This is a genomic window from Paraburkholderia sediminicola (assembly GCF_046026675.1).
GTDB lineage: Bacteria > Pseudomonadota > Gammaproteobacteria > Burkholderiales > Burkholderiaceae > Paraburkholderia > Paraburkholderia sediminicola_F.
In genome coordinates this window covers 672,622-696,765 of the sequence record NZ_JAQQEY010000001.1, presented here as the reverse complement: position 1 = coordinate 696,765, position 24,144 = coordinate 672,622, and the positions used below count along the sequence as shown (strand labels likewise).

General features: G+C 61.8%; 16 protein-coding genes. 5 read left to right on the top strand and 11 right to left on the bottom strand.

The features are described from left to right. Positions 1-29: 29 nt before the first annotated feature. The 8 genes from PQQ86_RS03040 to PQQ86_RS03005 all read right to left on the bottom strand — a co-directional run bounded on the left by PQQ86_RS03040 (position 30) and on the right by PQQ86_RS03005 (position 11,071). Positions 30-1,172 carry a glycosyltransferase family 4 protein gene (locus tag PQQ86_RS03040; protein ID WP_408264843.1) on the bottom strand — a complete coding sequence of 381 codons (1,143 nt, stop codon included), beginning with the start codon at positions 1,170-1,172 and terminating at the stop codon, positions 30-32. Positions 1,173-1,288: 116 nt separating this feature from the next. Further along, entirely contained in the window at positions 1,289-2,248 is a 960-nt protein-coding gene (locus PQQ86_RS03035; protein ID WP_408264841.1) for a GDP-L-fucose synthase family protein, read from the bottom strand. A gap of 5 nt (positions 2,249-2,253) precedes the next feature. Further along, entirely contained in the window at positions 2,254-3,372 is a 1,119-nt protein-coding gene (gene gmd / locus PQQ86_RS03030; RefSeq protein WP_408198173.1) for a GDP-mannose 4,6-dehydratase, read from the bottom strand. Positions 3,373-3,452: 80 nt separating this feature from the next. After that, complete coding sequence (locus PQQ86_RS03025; protein ID WP_408264838.1) at positions 3,453-5,687, bottom strand: polysaccharide biosynthesis tyrosine autokinase; 2,235 nt, start codon at positions 5,685-5,687, stop codon at positions 3,453-3,455. Between the two features lie 49 nt (positions 5,688-5,736). Next, positions 5,737-6,876 (bottom strand): polysaccharide biosynthesis/export family protein, encoded by a 1,140-nt coding sequence (locus tag PQQ86_RS03020; RefSeq protein WP_408264836.1) that lies wholly within the window; start codon positions 6,874-6,876, stop codon positions 5,737-5,739. Between the two features lie 73 nt (positions 6,877-6,949). After that, the gene (locus tag PQQ86_RS03015; protein ID WP_408264834.1) at positions 6,950-8,335 is read right to left on the bottom strand and encodes an undecaprenyl-phosphate glucose phosphotransferase; all 1,386 of its coding nucleotides are present in this window, start codon (positions 8,333-8,335) and stop codon (positions 6,950-6,952) included. A gap of 56 nt (positions 8,336-8,391) precedes the next feature. Next, positions 8,392-9,981 (bottom strand): sugar phosphate nucleotidyltransferase, encoded by a 1,590-nt coding sequence (locus PQQ86_RS03010; protein ID WP_408264832.1) that lies wholly within the window; start codon positions 9,979-9,981, stop codon positions 8,392-8,394. A 103-nt stretch (positions 9,982-10,084) separates the two neighbouring features. Further along, on the bottom strand, positions 10,085-11,071 hold the full coding sequence (locus PQQ86_RS03005) for a helix-turn-helix domain-containing protein (protein WP_408270034.1): 987 nt from the start codon (positions 11,069-11,071) through the stop codon (positions 10,085-10,087). An 811-nt stretch (positions 11,072-11,882) separates the two neighbouring features. Here PQQ86_RS03005 and PQQ86_RS03000 point away from each other — a divergent pair. The 4 genes from PQQ86_RS03000 (at position 11,883) to PQQ86_RS02985 (ending at position 17,563) form a co-directional block, all read left to right on the top strand. Next, positions 11,883-14,189 carry a hypothetical protein gene (locus PQQ86_RS03000; RefSeq protein ID WP_408264830.1) on the top strand — a complete coding sequence of 769 codons (2,307 nt, stop codon included), beginning with the start codon at positions 11,883-11,885 and terminating at the stop codon, positions 14,187-14,189. Positions 14,190-14,369: 180 nt separating this feature from the next. Continuing rightward, complete coding sequence (locus tag PQQ86_RS02995; protein WP_408264828.1) at positions 14,370-14,519, top strand: hypothetical protein; 150 nt, start codon at positions 14,370-14,372, stop codon at positions 14,517-14,519. A gap of 64 nt (positions 14,520-14,583) precedes the next feature. Further along, positions 14,584-15,036 (top strand): GDP-mannose mannosyl hydrolase, encoded by a 453-nt coding sequence (locus PQQ86_RS02990; protein WP_408264826.1) that lies wholly within the window; start codon positions 14,584-14,586, stop codon positions 15,034-15,036. Between the two features lie 145 nt (positions 15,037-15,181). Further along, complete coding sequence (locus PQQ86_RS02985; protein ID WP_408264825.1) at positions 15,182-17,563, top strand: hypothetical protein; 2,382 nt, start codon at positions 15,182-15,184, stop codon at positions 17,561-17,563. Between the two features lie 25 nt (positions 17,564-17,588). Here PQQ86_RS02985 and PQQ86_RS02980 read toward each other — a convergent pair whose 3' ends face one another. After that, positions 17,589-18,674: a glycosyltransferase family 4 protein gene (locus PQQ86_RS02980; protein ID WP_408264823.1), complete on the bottom strand. Its 1,086-nt coding sequence runs from the start codon at positions 18,672-18,674 to the stop codon at positions 17,589-17,591. An 850-nt stretch (positions 18,675-19,524) separates the two neighbouring features. On the opposite strand from PQQ86_RS02980, the gene PQQ86_RS02975 reads away from it, so the two are divergent. Beyond that, the gene (locus PQQ86_RS02975; protein ID WP_408264821.1) at positions 19,525-21,474 is read left to right on the top strand and encodes a hypothetical protein; all 1,950 of its coding nucleotides are present in this window, start codon (positions 19,525-19,527) and stop codon (positions 21,472-21,474) included. Positions 21,475-21,588: 114 nt separating this feature from the next. Here the strand turns inward: PQQ86_RS02975 and PQQ86_RS02970 are convergent, their stop codons facing one another. Continuing rightward, entirely contained in the window at positions 21,589-23,127 is a 1,539-nt protein-coding gene (locus tag PQQ86_RS02970; RefSeq protein ID WP_408264819.1) for an amino acid permease, read from the bottom strand. Between the two features lie 68 nt (positions 23,128-23,195). Next, positions 23,196-23,972: an SDR family NAD(P)-dependent oxidoreductase gene (locus PQQ86_RS02965; RefSeq protein ID WP_097391422.1), complete on the bottom strand. Its 777-nt coding sequence runs from the start codon at positions 23,970-23,972 to the stop codon at positions 23,196-23,198. Positions 23,973-24,144 lie beyond the last annotated feature (172 nt).

Genomic DNA, 24,144 nt, shown 5'->3' with positions numbered 1-24,144 from the left:
TCGCATGTGCGACGGGGCCGTGAGGCGCCTCAGTCGCTCAGCATCATGGCGCAGCCACGCGCGATATTGGCGGCGGCAGAAGGCGGATCGAAACGGCGGATCACATCCATGCAGCGGCGCGCCGTGCCGCCGGCGTCGGCGAAAGCTTCCATCGCCTTGAGCATCGTGCGCTGCAATCCGGCGACATCGCCCGCCGTGAATGCATAGCCGCTCACGCCATCGATCACCAGTTCCGGCACACAACCACAACTCTCGCTGACCACCGCAGGGCAACCGTGCGCTAGCGCCTCGTTGACGACGAGTCCCCACGGCTCGCTATAGCTCGGCAGCACCATGCAGGTCGCGCCGTAGTATTCGCGGGTGAGCGGTTCGTCCTGCAAACTGCCGGCGAAAGTGACCGCGTCGCCCAGTTCGAGATCAGCCACCTTCGCGTGCAGCGCGTCCGCCATCGGTCCCGTGCCGACAATGCGCAACTTCGCTGCCGGAATGCGGCGCCGCATTCCGGCGAACGCCTCGATCAGCGTGCCGATGCCCTTCTCTTCCGAGAGACGGCCGACGTACAGAAACACCGGCGAGTTGCCCGCGCGTGCTGCGACCCGCTCGACCAGCGCGCGCTCCGGCGAAAACGATCCAGGCATTGCCGCGGCCTGGCATGGCACAAAAATCTTGTCGCGCTTCGCGCCGAGTGACTCAAGATACTCTCGGCTGCGTTCGCCGAAACCGAAGTAGCCGTCGCAGAGCGAAAAGAACACACGCTTTGGAATCGACGTCAGCAGCTTCTTGGGCCGGTCGCGCGCGGTCGAATCGCAGAACACCGCGCGCCGCTTGCCGGTCACGATGCACGCCGCCAGCATTGCCCAGTATTCCGGACGGTGGTAGCCCGGCAGGACGATCAGATCCGACTTGGTCCGCAACACTTCCCAGGTGAGCCGCGCGATCATCTTCATCGTCGGCACATCTTCGTAGCAACCGTCGAACAGCTTCTGCATCGGATAGCGATGGTACGAATAGTCGACGTCCGAAAAACCAACACGGTCGTGCTCGGTATCCGCAATCTGCACCATCGAGTAGCGAATCGCGCCGGATGCCGAGATGTTATGCAAGGCGGAGAACACGACACCCTTGTGACGCGACCATACGACATTGTGGAAGATCGTGACTGACGCAGTCATTTTTATGCCACTCCTCGAAAATCGTCCCTGTGTGCGTTGCGCACTATTCGTGCGAAACGCTCCACGCGCGCCCTCGTTGCCGGAATCGCGCCCAGCGGCCCTTCATCAGTGCGCGCCTAAACGTGCATGACGGCGGCGGCGGTCGAACCCGCGTGTAATTCAACGAATTCCCGATACGTGGACGTGATGCCCTCTTCGAGGCCAATGGTCGCGTGCCAACCCATGTGCGCGAGCCGCGATACGTCCAGCAGCTTGCGCGGCGTGCCGTCGGGTTTGGACGCGTCGAACACGAGCTCACCCTCGAAACCGGTCACCTTGCAGATGCATTCGGCCAGTTCGCGAATCGACAGGTCTTCACCCACCCCGACGTTGAACAGGCCTTCTGTCACGTTGTGTTCGAGCACGAAGAGCGTCGCCGCGGCGAGATCGTCGACGTGCAGAAACTCACGGAGCGGCGTGCCCGAACCCCACACCGTCAAGGTCGCGGAACCGTTCACCTTCGCTTCGTGCGCTTTCCTGAGCAGAGCGGGCAAAACATGGCTGCTGTTCAGGTCGTAATTGTCGTTGGGGCCATACAGATTAGTCGGCATCAACGACACGTACTGTGTGTTGTATTCGCGGTTGTACGCCTCGCACAGCTTGAGGCCGGCGATCTTCGCAATCGCGTAGGCGTCGTTGGTCGGCTCGAGCGGCGAGGTCAGCAGATACTCCTCGCGGATCGGCTGCGGACACTGCTTCGGATAAATGCACGACGAACCGAAGAACACCAGCCGCTCCACCTGCGCGCGAAACGCGGCGTGAATCACGTTGGTTTCGATCACCAGGTTTTCATAGATGAACTCGCCCGGCTGTGACGCATTGGCGAGAATGCCACCCACGCGCGCGGCCGCGAGCAGCACCACGTCGATCTTTTCCCGCTCGAAAAAGCCGTTCACGGCAGCCTGATCCTTGAGATCGAGCTCCGCCCTCGAACGCGTGACGACGTTGTGATAGCCCTCGGCATTGAGCAGCCGGACCAGTGCGGAGCCGACCATGCCACGGTGGCCCGCCACGAAGATGCGTGCTTGTTTGTTCATCGCCGTTACTCGTGATGTTCAAGTGCCGTGAAACCGGCCAGCGTGACAAGCGCGTCACGTCTCGCAATCTGATAGTCCGCCCGCACCATTTCCTTGACGAGCGCGCTGAACGGCGTGGTCGGCTTCCAGCCGAGCTGCGCATGGGCTTTCGACGGATCGCCCAGCAGCGTCTCGACTTCGGCGGGCCGGAAGTAGCGCGGATCGACGCGCACGATCACATCGCCTGGCGACATCTTGATTTCGCGCCCTTCCACCTTTTCGACAATGCCGACTTCATCCACGCCGGTGCCTTCGAAACGCACCGTGACACCCAATTCAGCGGCGGCATGCTTAACGAACTCGCGCACGCTGTACTGCACGCCGGTGGCGATGACGTAATCCTCCGGCCGTTCCTGTTGCAGCATCCGCCATTGCATCTCGACGTAGTCGCGCGCATGGCCCCAGTCGCGCAACGCCGACAGATTGCCGAGATACAAGGTCTTCTGCATGCCGACCGCGATGCGCGCCACGGCGCGCGTGATCTTGCGCGTCACGAAGGTCTCGCCGCGCACCGGCGATTCGTGATTGAACAGAATCCCGTTGCAGGCATAGAGCCCATACGCCTCGCGATAATTGACCGTGGTCCAGTACGCAAACAGCTTGGCGACTGCATACGGGCTGCGCGGATAGAACGGCGTGGTCTCGGACTGCGGCACCTGTTGCACGAGGCCGTACAGCTCCGAGGTCGAGGCCTGATAGAAACGCGTCTTGTGCTGAAGCCCCAGAATGCGGATTGCTTCGAGAATCCGCAACGCGCCGAGGCCGTCCGCGTTAGCGGTGTATTCCGGTTCCTCGAAAGAAACCGCCACGTGGCTCTGCGCCGCGAGGTTGTAGATCTCATCGGGCTCCACTCGCTGGATCACGCGCAGAATGCTGGTCGAGTCGGTCAGGTCGGCGTGATGCAGGAAGAGTCGCTGGTCCGGGTCGTGCGGGTCGCGATAGAGATGATCGATCCGGTCCGTATTGAACAGCGATGACCTGCGTTTGATGCCGTGTACGTCGTAATCCTTGGCGAGCAGCAGCTCGGCGAGATACGACCCGTCCTGTCCAGTAATGCCGGTGATCAGCGCGACCTTGCGTTTCATGAACCCCTCCCCTCGTTGAACTTTGCGATGCCAATGCAACAACACGATCGAATGAACGGCCCCGTCATGGAGCCGCCACCTCAACCGGCGATGCTGTCGTATCCGTAATAACCGCCTTGATAGCCGGAACCGAGGAATGCCCCTTCCTGAGGCACATCGGTCAACAGCACGCCTTTGAGCGATACGCCGCCGTTGAGCAGCCGCTTGGCGGTCTCGGCAATCTCGTTCAGCGGATGGCGGCCATGTCGCACCACCAGCAGCGTCGTGCCGGCGTGCTTGCCGATCACCGTCGAGTCGGTCACGGCAAGCACCGGCGGTGTGTCGACGATCACGATGTCGTAGTGCGACTTCAACTCGTCGAGCATCGTTTGGAAACGCTTGCTCATCAGCAATTCAGACGGATGCGAGGGCAGCGTACCCTTGGCGAGCACGTCGAGTCCGGGCAGCACGTCACGCTGGACCATCGACGCCAGATCCCCACCGCTCAGCACGTCCGAGAGCCCCGGCTGATGGGCGATGCCGAAATGCGAATGGACGTCGCCGCGCCGCATATCGCCGTCGATAATCAGCACCCGCTTGTTCGCCGACGCCACCAGCGCCGCCAGATTCACCGACAGGAACGACTTGCCGGTATCGGGCCGCGAACCCGTGATCATCACGACGTTGTTCTCCGCGTGATCGAGCGACAACTGCAACGAGGTCCGCAGATTGCGCACGCCTTCCACTGCGATGTCTTCCGGCGCCTGCTGCGCGAGCACGTGCAGCCCGCGACGGCGCAGCATGACGTTTTCCTGCAAACGCAATTGAGTCTGGCTGCGCGGCACGATCGCGAACACCGGCACGCCGAGCACCGCTTCGAGTTCGTCCGGACGTTCCACGCCGCCGTACATCGCGCGTTTGAAGAAGGTCAGCATGATGCCGATCAGCAAGCCACCGCCGAGCGAGATCAGGATTGCCAGCACGCGCTTCGGGCGCACCGGCTCGTCAGGCGTTTCGGCGAAGTCCACCACCCGCACGTTGCCCACCTGGCCGGCTTTCGCCACCCGGAGTTGCTGCGCGCTATTCAACAGATTGGTATAGAGCTCCGTGTCGACGTGCACGTCGCGCAGCAGACGCAACGCAGTCTGCTCGGTATCCGGCATCACGGCCACGCTGCGGTTCATGGTGGCCGCCGCACCCTGCAATGCCGCGATCTGTGCATCGAGCGCGGCTACCGCCGGGTGATTCGCCGTGAAGCGTTGTGACATCTCCGCGCGTTGCTGCTGCAGATCGAGCAGCTTCGTCTTGTTGTCGACGACCTGCTGAAGCAACAGGCGGCTTTCTTCACCGAGATCGACCGTGCCGTGCGCGTTGCGGAATTTGTTGTAGCGTTGCTCGGCGTCGTCGAGTTCCTTGCGCAAGCCAGGCAGTTGCTGGTCGAGGAAGGCCAGCATGTGTTCCGCTTCGGTCGAACGGCTTTCCACATCCTGACGCACGAATTCGCGCGCCATGCTGTTGACGATCGCCGCCGTCAGCGCAGGGTCGCCACCTTCGAGGCTGGTGCGGATCACGCCGGACTGCAGCGTGGTTTCGGCCACCACTAGCGCCTTTTGCAAGCGGTCCACGGTGCCCAGCGTCGAGGCGCGCTGCAGTTCGAAACGCGCGCCAGGCTCGCCGACCAGCTTGTCGACACGCAACGCGATCGGGCCGTCGGCGGTGTCGGTTTGCACGGTTTCGCCGACGCGACCGGAGAGAATCGCGATACCGTTCTTGTCGCGCAGCACGTACGAACCCGCATCGCCGGCAATCAGTGTGAAGGTCGTGTCGTAAAAGTCCTTCGATGTGTCGAAGCGCGACACAGCAATGCTCTCGTTACCCCACGCGAAGCCCGACAGGTTGACGAAAGAAGGCAGCTTGAAGCCCCACTGGCCGTTCACCAAGCCCGCGATCATCCCGCCGATGAACGGCATATAACGCGGCGAAGCCGTGATGTCGAGGTGCAGGTTCTTGACCGTTTCCTCGGTGACGAGACGCGACTTCAGCAACTCGATCTCCGCCGCCGTCGAAGGCTTGGTGTCGAACATGCCGGTGAGCGGCGGCAAGGAATCCTTGCCGTTCGCGTTGGCATTGGCCGTCTTGTCCTCGACGTGGAACAGTACATCCGCGCGATACGTCGGCGGCGCAAGGAACGCATACGCGCACCCCAGCGCGAGTGCGATCAGCGTCACCATCACGATCGTGCGCCAACCTCTCACGATCGTGCGCAGATAGTCCGACAGGTGCAGCTCGTCCGGTCCGGACACGTCGGTATAGCGGTTTTCGAAATTAATTGCCATTTTGTTCACCCAACAAAGCCCGGCGGTTCATGGTCACGTTGCACGGTTGTTATTTCGCAAGAACGGCACCCGTTACAGCCGCATTGATCGCCGGCAGCAGCAGGTTCAGCACGCGGTTGAAGCGGACCAGCCCGCCTTGACCGACATAGACGACGTCCTTCGGTTGAAGCTCGAACTGATTGGCGAGGATCATGGACACCGGCGAGGTCGCATCGAGGTGGTAGACCTGCGGTGATTCGCTGGTCGAATTGCGGATCACGAACAACTGTCTGGCCGCCGCCGTGTTCGAGTCGAAGCTGCCGCTGTCGGAAATGGCCTGCGAAAGCGTCAGCGAACCGTTACGCATCGGCATGATGGTCGCCGGCTTGTTGACCTCGCCCATCACGTACACGCCGCTGTCTTCGCGCGAAGCCACCCGCACAATGTCGCCGGCCTGGAGGTAGATGTCCGACGGATTGCGGCCGCGCTTGATCAGGTCGTCCACGTTGAGCGGATACGTCACGCCGTTGCGGATCAGCTCAACGCGGCTGCGATCCGCATTCGCGCTGAAGCCGCCGCCCTGGTTGATCACGCTCGTCAACGACAGCGGAATGTCGGTGACCGACTGCGCGCCGGGGGTGCGTACTTCACCGTCGACATAGACCTGCGCGTTCCGGAACGAGGCCACCCGCACCGTCACCTCAGGCTTCTGATACACGTTGCTCAGACGCTTGTGCAGCTCCTTCTGAATCGTCCCGACGTCTTTGCCGGCCACGTGCACCGTGCCGGCATACGGAAACTGCACGTCGCCGTTCTCGTCGATCAGAAAGCCGGGTGCGGCATCCGACGTCTTCGCGTTCTGCGCGGGCTGGCCAAGTGCCGCGGCGAGTTCCGGGTGATCCCACACGACGATCTGCAGCACGTCGCCGGGGCCGACCTTGTAAGCGGTCGGTTTGCCGAATAGCGCGGTCGTCTGCGGCGGCAGCACCGCGGCCGTCTGCGTCGCGTTCATTTTGCGCAGCAGCGCGAGATTGATATCGGTAATCGGAATCTGCTGTTGCTGCGATGCTTCCGTGCTGAAGTCTCCACCCGTGTCCTGGACCGCGGCTGGGGTAATCATCTGTTGACCCGGTACGATTCCGCATCCGGAAAGCAGTGCTGTAACTGTGAAAATCACGAGACTTCCCGTGCGTATACCAAGCGAGCTCATGGTGTTTCCTCCTTGCGCCAGGGACTGTCCTCGGGGGAGGTAGAGCCCAGCGTGCTTGTTAACTACTTAGTAATCAGTAAGCGTTTCGATGCGCCAGTCCGGCAACAATCGTCGCGCCGATAATCCGCATATCAAGTGCGAACGACCAATGCCCCAGGTAGTACAGGTCATGTTCGACGCGACGCTCCATCTTCTCGATGCGGTCGGTTTCGCCACGAAAGCCGTTGATCTGCGCCCAGCCTGTAATGCCCGGCTTGATCCGATAGCGATTGATGTAGCCGGCGACCACTTTCTGATAGAGGTCGTCGTGCTCGAGTGCATGGGGACGCGGTCCGACGACCGACATGTCGCCACGCAACACGTTGAAAAATTGCGGCAGTTCGTCGAGGCTCGTGCGGCGTAGAAATGCACCGACTCGCGTGACGCGCGGATCGTCGCGCGTCGCCTGTTTGAGCGTGCCCTTCGGCTCGGCATGCAGTCGCATCGAGCGGAATTTGTAGATCGTGAAGACGCGGCCGTCCGCGCCTTTACGCTTCTGCTTGAAGAGAACCGGGCCGCGCGACGAGAACTTCACCGCGATCGCAATGGCGAGCAGGATCGGCATGAGGCCAATCAACGCCGTAGCGGCGAACAGGCGGTCGAAGATTTCCTTCTTCAACATCGAGCTGGCCGACAGCGGCGAGGCAACGAGGTTGATCGCCGACACGCCGAGCAGATCGATCACGCCGCTGCCATCGAACAACGCAATGCTGCGCACGTCCGGCATGAAGCGGATATTCACCAGATCGTCGCGAAACTCGCTGATCAGTTTGCAGATCAGCGGCTCTTCGGCGAGCGACAACATCAGCCAAAGCTCGTGCACATCGTTGGTGCGAATGTAGTCGGCAAGCGCATCCACCGTCTCGCAGACAGGTACCCGCGTGCTGGTCACAGCAGACACGTCAGGGCGCGTGTTGTAGACGGCCGTCGCGCGAAAACCTGTGCCGGGCGCCGAATCGATCCTGCGGATGATCGCGTCGCACTGCGAGCCGCTGCCGACGATCGCGACCTGATGCAGATTCAGGCCGGCAGTACGCGCACGCGCCAGCACCGCATGCGTGATCAGCCGGTAAGCGATCAGCAGGCCGCCCGTCACCGCGGTCCAGTACGAGAACCACAGCCGCGAGACGAAGTCGATGCGGTGCAGCGAATACATCAGCACCAGCGCGCTGCCCTGCACAATCAACCACGCGAGCGACACCTGCCCGGCCAGCGCGAGCTTGGAGCGGCCGCGCCATGATTCATACACGCCGAACGCTGGAAAGATGGCCAGCGCAAAGGCGGCGGAAAACATCGCGAGCGCCCAATAGAACCCGGATTGCGCGAGGTAATCAAAGCGGATCTGCGACGCCACCGCCGCACCCACTAGTACCAACGCGACATCGAAAACTCGCGCGAGCAAATCCTGAAACTTGCGCATTTTGCTTACCTCGTTCTTCCCGTTCGTTCTTTTCCGCACATGAATCTGGGGCGCTGTTAGGAGCAGCGGCCGTAGTTGTCGTTGAACCTCACAATGTCGTCTTCACCGAGATAGGTGCCTGACTGGATTTCAATGATTTCGAGCGGTACTTTCCCCGGGTTTTCGAGCCGGTGACGTGTGCCGAGCGGGATGTAGGTCGATTCGTTTTCGCTCAGCAGGAACTGTTCTTCGCCACGCGTGACGAGCGCCGTGCCGCGCACGACGACCCAGTGCTCGGCGCGGTGGTGATGCAGTTGCAGCGAAAGCTTCGCGCCCGGCGTGACGACGATGCGCTTCACCTGGAAGCGTTCGCCGTGGTCGATGGAATCGTAGAAACCCCACGGGCGCCGCACCTTGCGATGCGCGTCGGCCTCGGGAGCGTGTTGCGCCTTGATGCGCGACACCAGGCCCTTGACGTCCTGCACATGCGAGCGGTCGACCACCAGCACGGCGTCCGCCGTTTCGACGACCACCACATTGGTCGTGCCCACACAGGCGACGAGCCGGCCTTCGGAATGTGCATAACTCGACACCGCGCCTTCGAACGTCACGCGGCCGCGCCCGGCGTTGCCGTTGGCGTCCTTATCCATCGCGGCCCAGACGGCGTCCCAGGAACCGAGGTCGGACCAGCCCGCGTCGAGCCGGACAACGACGCCTGACGGATTCGCGCTGGACTCTTGCGGGTCAGTGACAGGGGGCACGGCTGTTTCGTCCGTGGTGCTCGCGTCGCTCGCATCGCTCACGTCAGTGAGGCGTTCCATCACGGCATAGTCGATCGAGTCAGCGGGCGAACTCAGGAAAGCGTCCACCAGCGGACGGAAATACGCACCTTCGCTGCAGCCGTTCATGAATGCGCGTTCGCAGGCTGCGTGCATCTCGGGCTGCAGGCGCTTCAGCGTATCGAGCCACACACGTGCCCGCACGACAAAGATCCCGGCGTTCCACCAATACGTGCCAGCAGCGACGTACTGCGCGGCAATTTCCTCCGCCGGCTTCTCGACGAAGCCGTCGATCGCATAACCGCCATCAGACAATTCCGCGCCGATGCGGATATAGCCGAAGCCCGTATCGGGGCGCGTGGGCGGCACGCCCAGCGTGGCGATCAAACCGCGTTCTGCGTACCTGGCCGCACGTTCCAGCGCGCCTTGTAGCGCCGGCACATCCGCAATCGAATGGTCGGCCGGCATCACGATGAGAATTGCGTCGTCGCCGTTCGCGCACGCAAGCGACGCCGCCAGCGTCAATGCCGGCGCCGTATCGCGCCGCGCCGGCTCGACGATCAGACGGGCGTTCACGCCGTTTTCAAGAAGTTGCTCGGAGATCACAAACCGGTGTTCTTCGCCGCACACGATGATCGGCGACACATCTACGTTCCAGCCGGCGGGAAAGCCATCCATCCGCCGGGCGGTCGCCTGCAGCAGCGAGTCGGAGCCGACCACGTCGATCAGTTGCTTCGGATAGTTTTCACGCGACACCGGCCACAGCCGCGTGCCCGAGCCACCTGCAAGAATGACCGGGACGATGCGCGCGCAATGCGCACCGGCGGTCCCGGCACTGGCGCCGTCCGGGTTCGCCGACGCAGCGCTCACAACTCCCTTAGTCAACATATTCGGATTCCTTATAATTCTTTGAGATCAAGGAAATACTTACCGAAGCATGGTACGAGACGTACTACGTATTGGGCGCGCTCAGCGCGGTTCGCGGCGCGCGCTATCCGCCGACCATACGGCGGCTTTGAATCCGGAACTCAGTGGGCGAAATTCTCATCCGCTTGCGGAAGACTTTCGCGAGGCGATCGCCGTTGCCCATGCCGGTGCGCCGGGCAATCTTGTCCACCGGCAATTCCGACTCGGTCAGAAGGCTGCAGGTCACCGCAAGGCGCTCATGCAACAGGAAACTCGAGGGCGTGATACCCATTTCCATCTTGAAGCGGCGCAGGAAGTTGCGCTCGCTCATCGCGGCGAACTGAGCCGCATCGGCAATCGAAATCGATTGCTGGCAATTCTCTTGCAGCCAGCGGGCCGCCGCACGCACTTTGTCGCCGGGGCTCAAACCACCGTCTTCACCAAGCAGCGGTGCGAGGTTCGAGCACGAATCGGCAAGCAAACGCTCGGCCACCGTGCGGGCAGTCGCGCCGCCGAGATCGCGCTTGATCATGGCGAGCGCGCTTCGCATCGATTCAAGCCGGTCACCCGCATCGCCGTTCTGCTCGGTCTGGCGCGACGACATCGACTGCGGTTGGTGAAATTCGCCGCTTTCCTTGCCGTCCGGCACATAGGCCGCTTCGAGCAGCGCGCGCCCTTCCGCGATCGGCCGGATCATGCCGGTGTTGCGGCGAACACGCCGTAACCAGGCAATCAGCCGCTCGTCGCCGGCTGCGGCGAATGCGCCTTTGCCGCCGGCTACATACAATGCGTCGAAGCCGCCGTAATGGCGCGCGTCGAGTCCGTCGGTCCAGACCCGCAGCGCCGATGACGAGGTCACCATGCCGCCGTCGGCCGACAGGAAGGAAACGTCATACAACCAGCCACCGGATCCGGACGATGCCAGTTCGTTAGCAGCCTGAAACACTTCGGCAACCACGCCCGCGCCCTGCAGCGAGCAGTCGTTGAACATCAGGATTGCGATGCGACGCATACCTTTGTTCGGTGCGTGCACCCAGCGCAACATGGCAGACTCGAGACTCGCGCAGGTCATAGTCATCCTCTCAACAGAAAACGGATCTACTTTTCAACCTTGAACGCCCACACAGAGAAATGCTCTGTGCAGTGCATCATAGCCATCCGTAATCAAGCATTTAGCCGCCATGACCGAAAGTGCAGACATGTTGGCGCTTCGAAATGGTGGCCAGCCAGTTATTTTCGGAACAATCGATCCACTACTATTTTTTCAATGAATTAAATACCGATTCTGCATATGAATGAATTTACATTCCGCGAATCTTAAAGCTAATTAATGTGATTTTTTTGTGCGGTGGCACACATACAATCGCAACTCGCAATGCTTGAGTTGCAATTTGATCTGCCCGGAATTCTGCAGATTTGAAGTGACTTCTTTCCGCCACGTCACCAGAATGAGAGCAGCCCCGTTGCTTGCACCAGTCATCGCTCTTACCGGATGCCCGAAGGGCTTTCTTCTGACGATATATTTGGTCGGCAGGGACATATAAACTAGCATCCAATATAAGCACTTTTCGAGAGAGAAAATTATTTAATTCGTTGTTATTGGATCTGGAGAATATAAACAAGACGATTAATGTTTCAAACGTGAAACACGGCAATAAGACAACTTTTGCCCGCCCGGCAATAGACGGGCCAATGGCGGATTGTGTCTGATGAGAGCCGGTATGTTTCCGCCATCGAATTGCGGAAATGGCCTATGAGGTTTCCGCAACAGATTGCGACACGAGGTAGCCTGAGGCGGGTCTGACCTGGTCAACTAGCAATCCGGCGACGCCCTTGTCGTTGGAATACGCCGGAACTTATACGTCGAACCACGCGGGGAACACATGTCTGATGTATGTGAATATCGCGCGCTGCAACCGCGTTTCGGCGCCTGTGCGGCCCAAGGGTCAGTGTTGCGCCTTGCCGCCTCGGTGGCGGCATTTATCCTGCTGGCCATCATGGCCTCCTCGTGTAGTGCGGCAGCGGCTTCAGCCGGTCCTGACAGCGCAAGCAATGCCGATCTAACGGTCGACGGCAGAAAGTGGACACCATGCGCGGCGGAATATGGAACCTGCCGGTTCAGCGGTACGCGCGACGTGCTGTACGGCACCGTCGAGCAACATGTCATCAAGACGTTCACGACCAGCGCCGATTGCAATAACGGTGTGTTCGGCGATCCTGCGCCCGGGCTGGAGAAGCGCTGCGCGGTTGCGATCACTGCGGCTGATTCGGGCACGGCGGCCAAGGCCGAGGCCGCCGCCTCGGCGAAAAAAGACGCAGCGACGACCGCCGCTCCGGAATCTGCGGGCACGGTGCCCACTTCATTGAAGGCACCGCCCGGGCAGGGTCTGCGCTGCGCCTCGCCCACTTCACAGGTGCGCGCGGCCGCAAACGGCGATCTGCTGGAAGCGGACACGCCGAGCGACGGCACGCGCATGTTCGCAGCGGACAAACCGTTCGCGCTCGTCTTCACGACCCGAACTGCGCAGAACGACACGCTTAACTGGCAGATCCGCGACAGCTGGAATATCGTGCGTGCCAGCGGCCGCTTCACCGTTGTGGCGGGCGCCACGCTGTCGACCCTCAGTTGCGCCTCGACCGTTGCCGGCTACTTCGCCGTCTCCGCTTCGCTGGAACGCGCACATGGCCAGCTCGAATCGCGTGGCACACGTCCTGCGGGAATCGCCACCTTCGGCGTCCTGCCCGACACCTCCGCTGCATTGCCGGCCGTTCGCTTTCCCTACGAAGACCTGCACCGATTCGGCGGACAGGGCACTGCATACCTTGCGCCCGGGCAGCATTGCTGCGACGGCGACGGCTATCGGCCGGCCTATACCGCGCTCGGCCTCTCGTGGGCGAACGACAATCGCAACTGGTATATGGAAGAGCCGAAAAGCGCGGGCACGTTCGATCCCGCGAGCAAGCAGTTGCTGCCCTACTTCCGGCGCGGCGACATCATGCGTCTGATCCAGCTCGACGGTATTCCTCAGTGGGCAAGTCCGACCGGCAAGGAAACGCATAGCTATGCGCCGACCTCGCTCGCGCAAATGAAGGACTACATGGCCAAAGTCGGCGCGGAGTCCAACCGCACGCGGATGACCTACTTCCCCAAACAGCGCGACAACTATTATCAGGTGACGTGGGAACCGGACGCCGACGGCGGTCTGCCGTGGCGCGATACCGACGCGAATTTCGTCGCGATGTATAAGGCCGTCTGGGAGGGCATTCATCAGACGGACCCGCATGCCGTAGTGATGGGTGTGACGTATGCCTCGGTGCAAGTCAATGTCGAGAAAATGCGCCGTCTCGGTCCGCTCGGGATCGGCCGCTATATGGATGGCATGACTATTCACGGCTATTACGACATCGGCACGACACCATCGCACCCGCCCGAACGCGTCGCCGACTCAGGCAATCAGGGCACCGTGCCGGGCGCGCTGCCCGCCGCGATGCGTGCGCTGCGTCACGAGTTGCGTCTATACCTGAAGCCCGGCGCGCCGCTGTTCGTCACCGAAACCGGCATCAGCTACGACATCGGTGCGGCGTATGGCAAGAACTATCCGGGCGCGAACGTGCTGTATGCGCAAGCCGCAGTCGTGGCGCGCACGCATCTCATCCTGCTCGGCGAAGGCGCGGACATGACCTACGTTTTCTACCTCGCGGACATGCCGGACGCCGCGCCCGGCTACGGGGTTTTCTTCGAACTCGATCATCCGACTGGCGCCTATGGCGCCGCTCGCATCAGCCCCAAACCTGCCGCGCTCGCGGTGGCGGCAATGACGCGGATTATCGACGGGACGGATACGCTCGGGCCGCTCAAAGCTTTGCCAAAAGGCGTCTACGCCTACGCGTTCCGCCGGCTCGGCGGCGGCAAGATCGTGACGGCGTTGTGGACGCATGACAACGACGCCTGGAATGCCAAAACCGGCTTCAGCGCGGACCAGAGCGCGGACTATCGTCTGCGTGTCGACGCGCCCGGCACGTCGGGCGAAGTGACCGTGTTCGACATGATGGGCAATGCATCGAGCTTGCCGTATCGCGACGGTGTCGCGAACCTCAAGCTGTCGCCGGCCCCTATCTACGTGGTGTCCGTCAACGCCGGCGTGTTCAAGGACGCGGTCACGACGCCGGAGGGTTACGTGCCTCGCTAGATGTGCCGCGCAGGGTGCGGGGTGCGCATAGCGGCGGCCGTGCCCCCCTTCGATAGGCAACGCTTGCTGTCGAGACGCGGCGATACTTCGGCGTGATGTGACAGGGCAAGTGGTTTCTTACACCCGTAAAATCCAGACGAAGACTACCTCGCATGCATATCAACGCGCTGGAACCGAGAAATGAACGGCCTCGCATGGACAATGCTGGTGCTGGCCGGGATGGTTGGGGCGTTTCTCTTCGCCACGGTCGGCGCGATTCTGGTCGCACTGCTACTGGCGAATGTCTCAAACCGAATCACCCGGAATGATGAGCACCATGGCGACTACTAGCGCCTTCAACATCGCCTCACGATCACCCAGCGCTCAACGCGACGCGCGCCCTGCAGGAGATGGAATGCTGACCGAGATCGATTTCCTGGACGTGGTGCGTCTGACGCCGCTGGTCGCGATCGATCTGATCGTCAGCGACGCCGAGGGCCGCGTGCTGATCGGCCATCGGCGTAATCGCCCTGCCCGCGGCACATGGTTCGTTCCCGGCGGGCGCATTCTTAAAGACGAAACACTCGACGCAGCGTTCACGCGCATTGCCGACGCCGAATTGGGCATCGGCAGGCTGACGCGTTCGACCGCGCGCTTCGAGGGCGTTTTCGAGCACCATTACAAAGACAATTTCGCCGCCGAGCCTGACGTGTCGACGCACTACATCGTGCTCGCCTATGCCTTGCAGTTCACCAGCACTGTCTCGGTCGGCCGGCCCGACCAGCACAGCGACTATCTCTGGTTAGCACCTTCTGAGTTGCTCGCGCGCACCGATGTCCACGAGAACACCAAAGCCTATTTTCGCTAGCGGCAGCGCCAGGGCTACCGCCAACGGCCCCGCCACCCGCATGACCTATTGCCGTCGCGCAAAGTGATACCTACTGTGAGTTCGCCAACGTGGCGGCTCACGCCGGTACAGTATGATCGAGCTCACCGTCAGGGCTCGAATCAACATGCGATCATCGGCAGCCAGGCTCGTTCGCGATTCATCCATTGCTCTTCTAGCACTACTTTTTTTCGCTCTCCTTCCCAGCGCGGCGCGCGCGGCGGATTGCGGCGCCGGCACGCTGGTCACGGTCGTCGCCCACCTCGATGACGATCTGCTCTTTGTGGACCCCGCCATCAGCGAACGGCTCGACGCCGGCTGGTGCATCACCACCGTCCATCTGATCGGTGGCGCCAACGGTGCCGATTTCGCTTACGTGCAGACTCGCGAGCGGGCCTCGCGGCTCGCGTATGCGCGCATGGCCGGGGTGTCCGACGAATGGATCGAAACGAATATTCCGATCGCCGGCAAGCTCGTGCATCAGATGGTGCTGAAGGCCAAGCCGCAAGTCCGTCTGCTCGAATTCCGCCTGCCCGGCGGCGCCGTGCGCGGCGGGCGCGAACCGCTCGGCCTGCTGTGGGAACAGCACGCCACGCTTTCCACCTATCCGATGAACGCCGACGGTTCCGTGCGTGTGCAATACGACCGGGCCTCGCTGTCGGCCACACTGAAAGTGATCCTCGCCGGCGCGTCGCAGATCTACACGCTCAATCCGGACACCGTACCGTTTCTCGAACATCCCGATCACATCTACGCCGCGCGCATCACGCGTCACGTCGCCCAGACCCTGAACAAAAGCGTACCGATCGAATACCACATCACCTATCCGACCGGCGACTGGCCCGGCAATGTGCCGGCGGCCGAAGTTCAGCGCAAGCGTGACATCGTCGCCAGCTATTTTTCTGTCGACGGTAGCGAGTTTTCGCACGTATTCGGCGAGTTTCAGTGGGACGGTAATTGGGTCGCACGCCGCTATGCCTTCGCCGATCGCAGCGATCGCCACGTCGCGGATTTCCAGCCGCATCCCATTCAGCTCTTCAACGCAGCGGCGAGCCGTTGTCTAACTTCCGCAGGCAGCGGCCAGGCGCCGACACTCGCCGCATGCACGGGCTCGTCCGCACAACAATGGCGCTGGGATCCCGTGACGGTCTATCCCGGCAATCCGCGCAACGCCGCGCTCGTCAGCGTCGCGACTTCGCAATGCATCGCCGAGCGCGACGGTTATCTGATCTCCGAGACCTGCGATCAATGGGACATGGCGCAGCGCTGGACGCCGTGGGACTTCGGCCTCGTCTACACGCCGCTGCGGCACTGTCTCGGCGAAAACGACGGCAAACTCACCATGCGCGGCTGCACCCTGCTCACCACACGCTATCGGTGGGCGACCCAGCAACGCACCCAGGCAACCGATTTACGCCTCGCAACCGCGATGGTCGGCGACATCGGCGGCACGGGGGAGCAAGCCGCCGTCTATGTGCAACGACAACACGACGGACCCGGCTTCAATGTGTATGCGGCCTCGCTCGTGAAAGCGTCGCCCCCCGCGCTCTGGTACGCCGGCCTCGTCCCTTTCGATCCCCGCGCCACGGCGCCCAGTTGCGCGGATGACAAGCTGTGCTTCGATAGCGCGCGCTTCCTGCTCGGCGATTTCGACGGCGACGGCAAGGCCGACCTGATGGTGATCACCGCGCGCCAGGGTGGTACCGCGTTCTGGTTGCTCCGCAGTACAGGCGAGCGCTTCGAAGCCCCGCGTCTCTGGCTTCAGACCAGCCGTGAGTTCAGGTCTGCGTTGACGCAGCAATATGTGGCCGCGGATTTCGGCGGAACCGGACGTGCCGGCGTGCTGATCGCGCAGAAACGGGTCGATAGCGGACTCGACCTTTGGCTGGCGTCTTCCGCAGGCTCGACGGGCTCGGCGCCGACGCTCATGGCACAAGCAAAAACCCTGCGGCAAAACGCCAATCTTCTGCCAGTTCAAACGACAGGATTACGCGTGTCCCTGATCGCGTTGGATGGCGCGGACGGCCGGCTCGCGCTCACGCCAATCGCCAATGACGGCACGCGCATGACTATCGGCGAGCGCAAGCTATTGCCGGCGAGTTTCCTGCCCGACTTCGTCAAAATGACGGTCGGGGCCGTGCACGGCAAAGCAAGCAATACGCTGATTCTTTTGACACCGCATCTCGATGGAACGAACGACGACGCGGTGATCGACATTGCCACGCTCGACACAGCGGATGCGAACGGCGTGCCGGTCCAGGCGGCAACATTGCGTGGCATGTCGTGGTCGGATGTTTTTCCGGCTTTCGTGCGTGACAAGCGCAATACCGCGCTCGTGCTCTATCGAAGAACCGACGCGACGCTCGGCGATTTCTATTTCACCGGCGGCGCACCGGCGCTGACGCGCTATCCGGTAGGCGATGGTTTCGCCCTGGGCCCAGCCCAGGATCTCGGTGAACTGCCGGGGCTGTTCTCGGAGACGGTGCGGATCGACCGGTTGGCGCAGTAGCGCGAGCCGATCGACCCGACGCGATTCAGGTCGACACGCGCAACGGCTGAACGAACTGCCGCGCGATCGTCATGTAGCGATCCGCCGTGTCGTGCAACGTGTATCCCGCCAGCTGCCGGTTCGCTCGCGGCATGTCGAGCGCCTTGAGCAAGGCGCGGCCATAGGCCTCCGGATCAGCCGTGTCGACGAGATTGACGCCGGCAAATCCACTGGCAAAGCCGAACGACGGAATCCGGCTCGCCACGACAGGAATACCCGAGGCGAGCGCCTCCAGAAAGCCAATGCTCTGCGCTTCGAAACGCGAAGGCATGGCAAAGACACGCGAGGAACGAAGAATCGCGGCGACATCCAGGCGCGGCCCGCATACCGTCACGCAGCTGTCCAGTCCGAGCTGATGAACCAGCGACACCACCGCTTCGTAATAGGGAATCTCCTCGATGACTCCGCACAGCAGCAGGCGTGCTTCAGGCTCGCTCTGCACGACGCGCTCGAACGCGCGGATTGTATCCAACTGGCTCTTCCCTTCGATATAGCGGCCTAGCTGAACAATCTGCTTCGCAGGCACGGCGATATCCGGTACGGATGGGTTGTTGTCTTCGGCGAACAGCGACGCGTCCACACCATTCGGGATCACGACCATCGCCGGATGCTTGCCGATTTCTCGCAGGTAGTCGTCGATATTTTGCTGCGACACGCCGATGATCGCTCTCGCCCGCCGTGACAGCAGGCGCTCGGCCTGCTTGAGCGCGCCGTTCTCGAAATCGTTGACGCCGGAGTGCATCACCCAGGCGATCGGCGTGTGCACCGGCAAAAGACGCACATAGAGTGCGGCGAGCGTGGCGTGCGCCACGATGAAGTCGGGACGGAACTGGCGCACCACGCGATACAGGTGCAGCAATTTTCCCGCCCTGCCGTGATGGCTGCTCGGGAACAGGCACGTGACGCCTGCGGCTTCCAGCTCCGCACGAATGCCGACGAAATCGTCCTGCTGCGGAAGCAGTGACGTGATACAGACCTCATGGCCACCGCGCTGATGTTGAATCGCGAGACCCTTTACGAGTACTTCTGCTCCGGAAAGTCGCGGTGCGTGAACCAACTGAAGAATTCTCACGATTTATCTCTCTGGACAACCGCCTTTTTTGCGCAGCGGATGGACAAGCCGACCAGCTAGTACCGGCCCCAAAAACTGTCGGCATCCATCATCGTTTTATCTGGCGCGCCTCTTTCTCGGGGCGCGGCCTCGTCTCCGTAAAACAGCGACAGTTCCGCCGCGAAGTCACTGTCGCGAGGAAACGTTACACCGAAGGCCCAGCACTTTTCCGCCATCTGCAAGGTTCCATCGGCTATGCAATGAGCGCTATCGCCCATTTCTCAGCGGTTTACCCGGATTCGTATAGTTAGGCATCCGTTGCAAATCTTTTCGACCCTACTTCTGATTGGCGGACAAACACTAATCTCCTCATACGGATTTTTTTGTGCGATCAATGCAATTAGTACTGCGTCATTGTTCATACGTAACGACTCGTTACTTCTTTTAAACATACTAATGCGTATTGTTGCAGTCGATTCTTCCCATCAGAGCCTTTCTTGCTTACAGGACAGTAAAAAGTTCATCGAATGGCGCGATGAACTCAAGCACTTCGATGTGGATTGCGCTGTTTCTCAAGACGTTCGTTGTTTTCGTCACACTTTCCCCGGTCGTCCGATTCCGCCAAATCCGCCATGACGAGTGGCATGGATTCGTACGATGAGAATTTCTCTGCAGAGAAATGCGTTCGGGGCCGACAACCCGGGAAGGCATCACACCTTCGCGCGACCGAATGGTTGCGCATCCAGGACGGCCCGTGTCGGTGCCTCGGTCATCGGCTGGCTTGCAATTGAACCCCGATGTTCGCTCTGCCTCCCTACGCGCTGTGCGCGAAGAGGCAAGCGAATATTCAGAAAACGCATTGGTTAGATTGATGAAATCGCAAATACTCCTACTCTCGACACTTTCTCTCGCGCTAGCGGGCTGCGGTGGCGGTGGCGGCGGCGGTAACGGCGCCAGCAACAACACAACAAGCCAGCTCAATGGCAGCTCCGGCTCGTCCAACTCGACTGCGGCGGGCAACAGCAGCACCGGCGGCACCGCCACGGTGAACGGCGCGGGCACCACCGTCGCGACACTCAGCTGTGCATCGCCGGCCGTCTCGGCGGGCTCCGGCAGCGCCACCATTTCCGCCGACACGCCCAGCGCGGACGGCACACGCATCTTCGCGTCCGGCACCGCCTTCCAGCTCGCCTTCAGCACCAACGTGCCGAACGCCGACACGCTGAACTGGGCCGTCACGGATACCATCGGCCGAGTCGCGGCGAGCGGCAGCACCGCCGTCCCGAGTGGGTCGAAGACCATCACGCTCAACTGCACCTCGACACTCGCCGGCTATTTCGCCGCGACGGGCACGCTGGCGCAGAACGGCGGTCAACTGCCACAGGCCGGCACGCGTCCGGTCGGCATCGCGACCTTCGGCGTGCTGCCGAACCTGTCCCAGGTCGTGCCTGCGGTCACGTACGCGCACCAGGAACAGCACCGCTTCGGCATGCAGGGCGCGAACGACAACGGGCCCCTGCTGGCGGACCTCGGTATCTCGTCGACGATCGACGACCGCCAGCTCTCGACGATGGAGCCGAACGGAGCGAACACCTTCAATCCCTCAGCCAACAATCTCGATCCGTTCTACAAGAGCGGCAACGTGATGCGCCTGATCCGTCTCGACGGCATCCCTGCCTGGGCGAGCAGCACCGGCGCGTTTCAGGACGACACGAGCGTGCCGACCAGCCTTTCGTATTACCAGAGCTACATGAGCCGCGTCGGCACGGAATCGAGTGCGATTCGCGCGGCGTACTTCCCGACCCAGTCGGCGAACTACTATCAGGTGACGTGGGAGCCCAACCAGTTCTGGACCGACACCGACGCCAATTTCATCGCGCTGTATCAGTCGGTCTATCAAGGCATCCATTCGACCGATTCGAACGCGGTGGTGATGGGCCCGGCCGATGCGTTCCCAAGCCTGACCACGACGCGTCTGAAGCGCCTCGCGCCGCTCGGCTTCGGCCAGTACATCGACGCGGTGGCGACGCACGGCTACTACGACGCGGGCACCTCGCCGTCGCATCCCCCGGAGCGCTACGACAGTGACCCGTCGACAGCCTCGGGTTCGCTGCGCGGCCAGATGCGCGCTCTGCGCGCCGAAATGGCTACCGACTACCGCACGGGCATGAAGCTGTTCTCGACGGAAGCCGGCATCAGCTACGACCTCGGCACCTCGTACGGTCCGAACTATCCGAGCGCGAACGTGCTGTATGCGCAAGCGGCGGTCGCGGCGCGCATGCACATCATCACGCTGGGTGAAGGCGCGGATCAGACCTACGTGTTCTACGGTGCGGACTATCCGGGCGAAGTCGGCTACGGCACGTTCTTCGACCTGAGCGACGCGCAAGGCGCATTCGGCGCGACGAACATCAGTCCGAAGCCGGTCGCGATGGCGATCAGCGCGATGACGCATACGCTCGACGGCACGCACACGCTTGGAGCGGTGAATGGCACGCCAACCGGTATCTACGCCTATGCGTTCCAGCAGGTGGGCAACGGCTCGGTGATCACTGCCTTGTGGGCGCACAACAATAGCGTGTGGGACGCAAGCGTCGGTTTCAGCTCGACCTATAGCGTGCCGTATAGCCTCACGGTGGATGCGCCGGGCACGAGCGGCACGGTAAAGGTGGTCGACATGATGGGCAATGCGTCGAGCGCGAACTACAGCAACGGTACGCTGACGCTCAATCTGACCGAATCGCCTGTGTATGTGGTGTCGAATAATGCGTCGGTTGCCAAGTCCAACGCGACGGTGCCGGTGGGATACGTCGGTATCTAAATAGCAACCGCGACATCATGCGGCGGATGAAAAAACGTCAGCCGGCTTCAGGGCCGGCTGACGTTATTTTTTTCAGACATGGGTGGCGGCGACTAGCCGCGCAGCCGCAGAGCGTCAGCTTTCCCCCAGTTGCCCTTCCATCCCGCTCAGTTCCCGCTCGCGCTCCTTCGACACCTTGCCGATCGGCGGACCCGCAAAGCTCTTGCGCACACCCGCTCCGTACCAGATCGCCAGCAGCACCGCGAGCAAACCGACAATCACGTACACCACCTTCTGGTTAGGCGGCTGCATGCCGACATAGGCGAGCACGAGCGCGCCGAACACCGCTGCCACCGCGAACGGCTTCGACAGCATGCCCAACTGGAACGGCCCTTTTTCCTTCCACGTGCGCCCCTCGGCGAAGATACCAGCTGCAATCGGCATCGCGTAGGAGATGAACAGGAACACAGCGCTCCCCGCGCTCAGCACCGTGAACGCGTCGCCGTACAACGTCACCACGATCGCGAGCACCGCCGAGGTCCAGATCGCAGCACCCGGCGTGCGGTGTGCCGCATTCACCTTGCGCAGCCACTTCGAGCCAGGCAAGCCGCCGTCGCGGGCAAACGCGAACATCATGCGCGAGGTCGACGTGACGGCTGCGAGACCGCATACGTAGTTGATGAAGAACATCAGCAATTCGATCAGGATGCGCAGCGGTCCCGGAATCGGCGCAAGAATCGCTTCGAAGAACCCGGTGCCCTGCTTCACCCCCGCCGTGATATCCGGCATCACCAGCACGAACGCGCACACCATCACGTAACCGAAGGTCGTCGACCAGAACACGGAGCCAACGATGCCGCGCGGCACATTGCGCGCTGCCTGATGGGTCTCCTCCGAGGTATGCGCGGAAGCGTCGAAGCCCGTGATCGTATAAGCGGTCAGCAGCAGGCCGGACAGAAACGCCATGGCGATGGTTTGCTTCGGCCATGCGCCGCCATCGATACCCGTGAAATTGGTGAACGTGTAGAGCCGCGACAGATCGATCTTGATCGGCGAATACACCAGCAGGGACACCACCAGCATGACCGTCACCACGAAGATCAGATAACCCGACAGGTCCGTGATCTTGCTGGTAATGCGAATGCCGCGATGATTCAGGAATGCTTGCGAAGCGGTGATCACCGTCAGAAAGAGCGTCTGTTGCCACCAGCCGAGCGAATCGGGACTCACCCCGAACATCGGCGCGATCAGCGTGCGAAAGAACGGGTCATAGGTACCGTAATTGATCGCGGCGACGACGAACACGAGACCGAGCAGATTTATCCACGCGGTGAGCCAGCCCCACAATTTGCCGCCGAGAATCGAACTCCAGTGATAAAGACCACCAGCCGTCGGATACGACGACGCGATCTGCGCCATCGCTGCCGCCACGACCAGGGCGAATAGCGAGCCAAGCGGCCAGCCAAGTCCGATCGACGCCCCGCCGGCCGCCGACAGGCCCATCTGGAACGACGTGATGCCGCCCGACAGAATGCAGATCAGCGAGAACGACACCGCGAAGTTCGAGAACGCCCCCATGCGCCGGGATAGTTCCTGCGCGTAGCCCATCTTGTGCAACAGCTTGACGTCGTTGTCGGCGGGGTCCACCGACGGCACGGCCGTGTTGATGTCCATGACGCGATCCTTTGAACAGGGTTATGACGAAGCGGCAAACTGGCGTGACCGCGCGACGAAGGATCGGCTCACGCAGCCGTAAAGCAGTTGTCGACGTAAAGGTGTGCGCCGTTGACGAAACTGGCGTCATCGCTGGCGAGAAAGAGCGCGGCGCGTGCGACTTCTTCCGGCGCGCACAGACGGCCCTGCTGCACCGACAGCGCCGCTTCGCTCGCATCAAAGCCATACTTCGCGAGCGCGCTGATTTCGCGGCGCCCATGCGGCGTATCGATGAAACCGGGGCATACGGCGTTGCAGCGAATGCCCCGGTCGCGATACTCGACGGCAATCGAACGCGCGAACATAGCGCATGCGCCTTTGGTCGTGCAGTACAGCACTTCGAGCGGCGTGGCCGCGACCGACGAAATCGACGCAGTGCACACGATCGAACCGCCGCCCGCGGCGAGCATGTGCGGCAGCACCGCGCGGGTCATCATGAACATGCTTTTCACGTTGACGTTCATGAGCCAGTCGTAGTCTTCGTCTGTGGTATCGACGAACGGCTTCACGACGATGCTGCCGGCGTGGTTGAACAGCACGTCGATGCGCCCGAAGCGCGCCACGATGTTTGCTACGGCGGCGTCCACGGCTGCGCGCTTCGACACATCGGCGGCAAACAGTTCGGCTGTGCCGCCTGCCGCGCGGATTCGCGTCACGACTTCCTCGCCCGCATCGGTATTGATATCGACCACGGCGACCTGCGCGCCCTCCTGCGCGAATAGCAGCGACGCTGCGCCGCCCGCGCCAGTTGCGCCGCCTGACACGATTGCGATTTTGCCTTCCAGCCTGCCTGTCGATCTGCTCATGCGCGACTCCCGTTTCAGTGCCCAGTGCCCAGTGCAATACGTTGCGTTGTACACAAAGTAGGGGCGGCAAAAAGCGGCGACTATCCAAAATTGGCAAAAACGTAAAAATCCCGTAAAAATCCGGCATGCTGACAAATGCATTACATCTAGACCGGAATGCTTGCCGTATCTG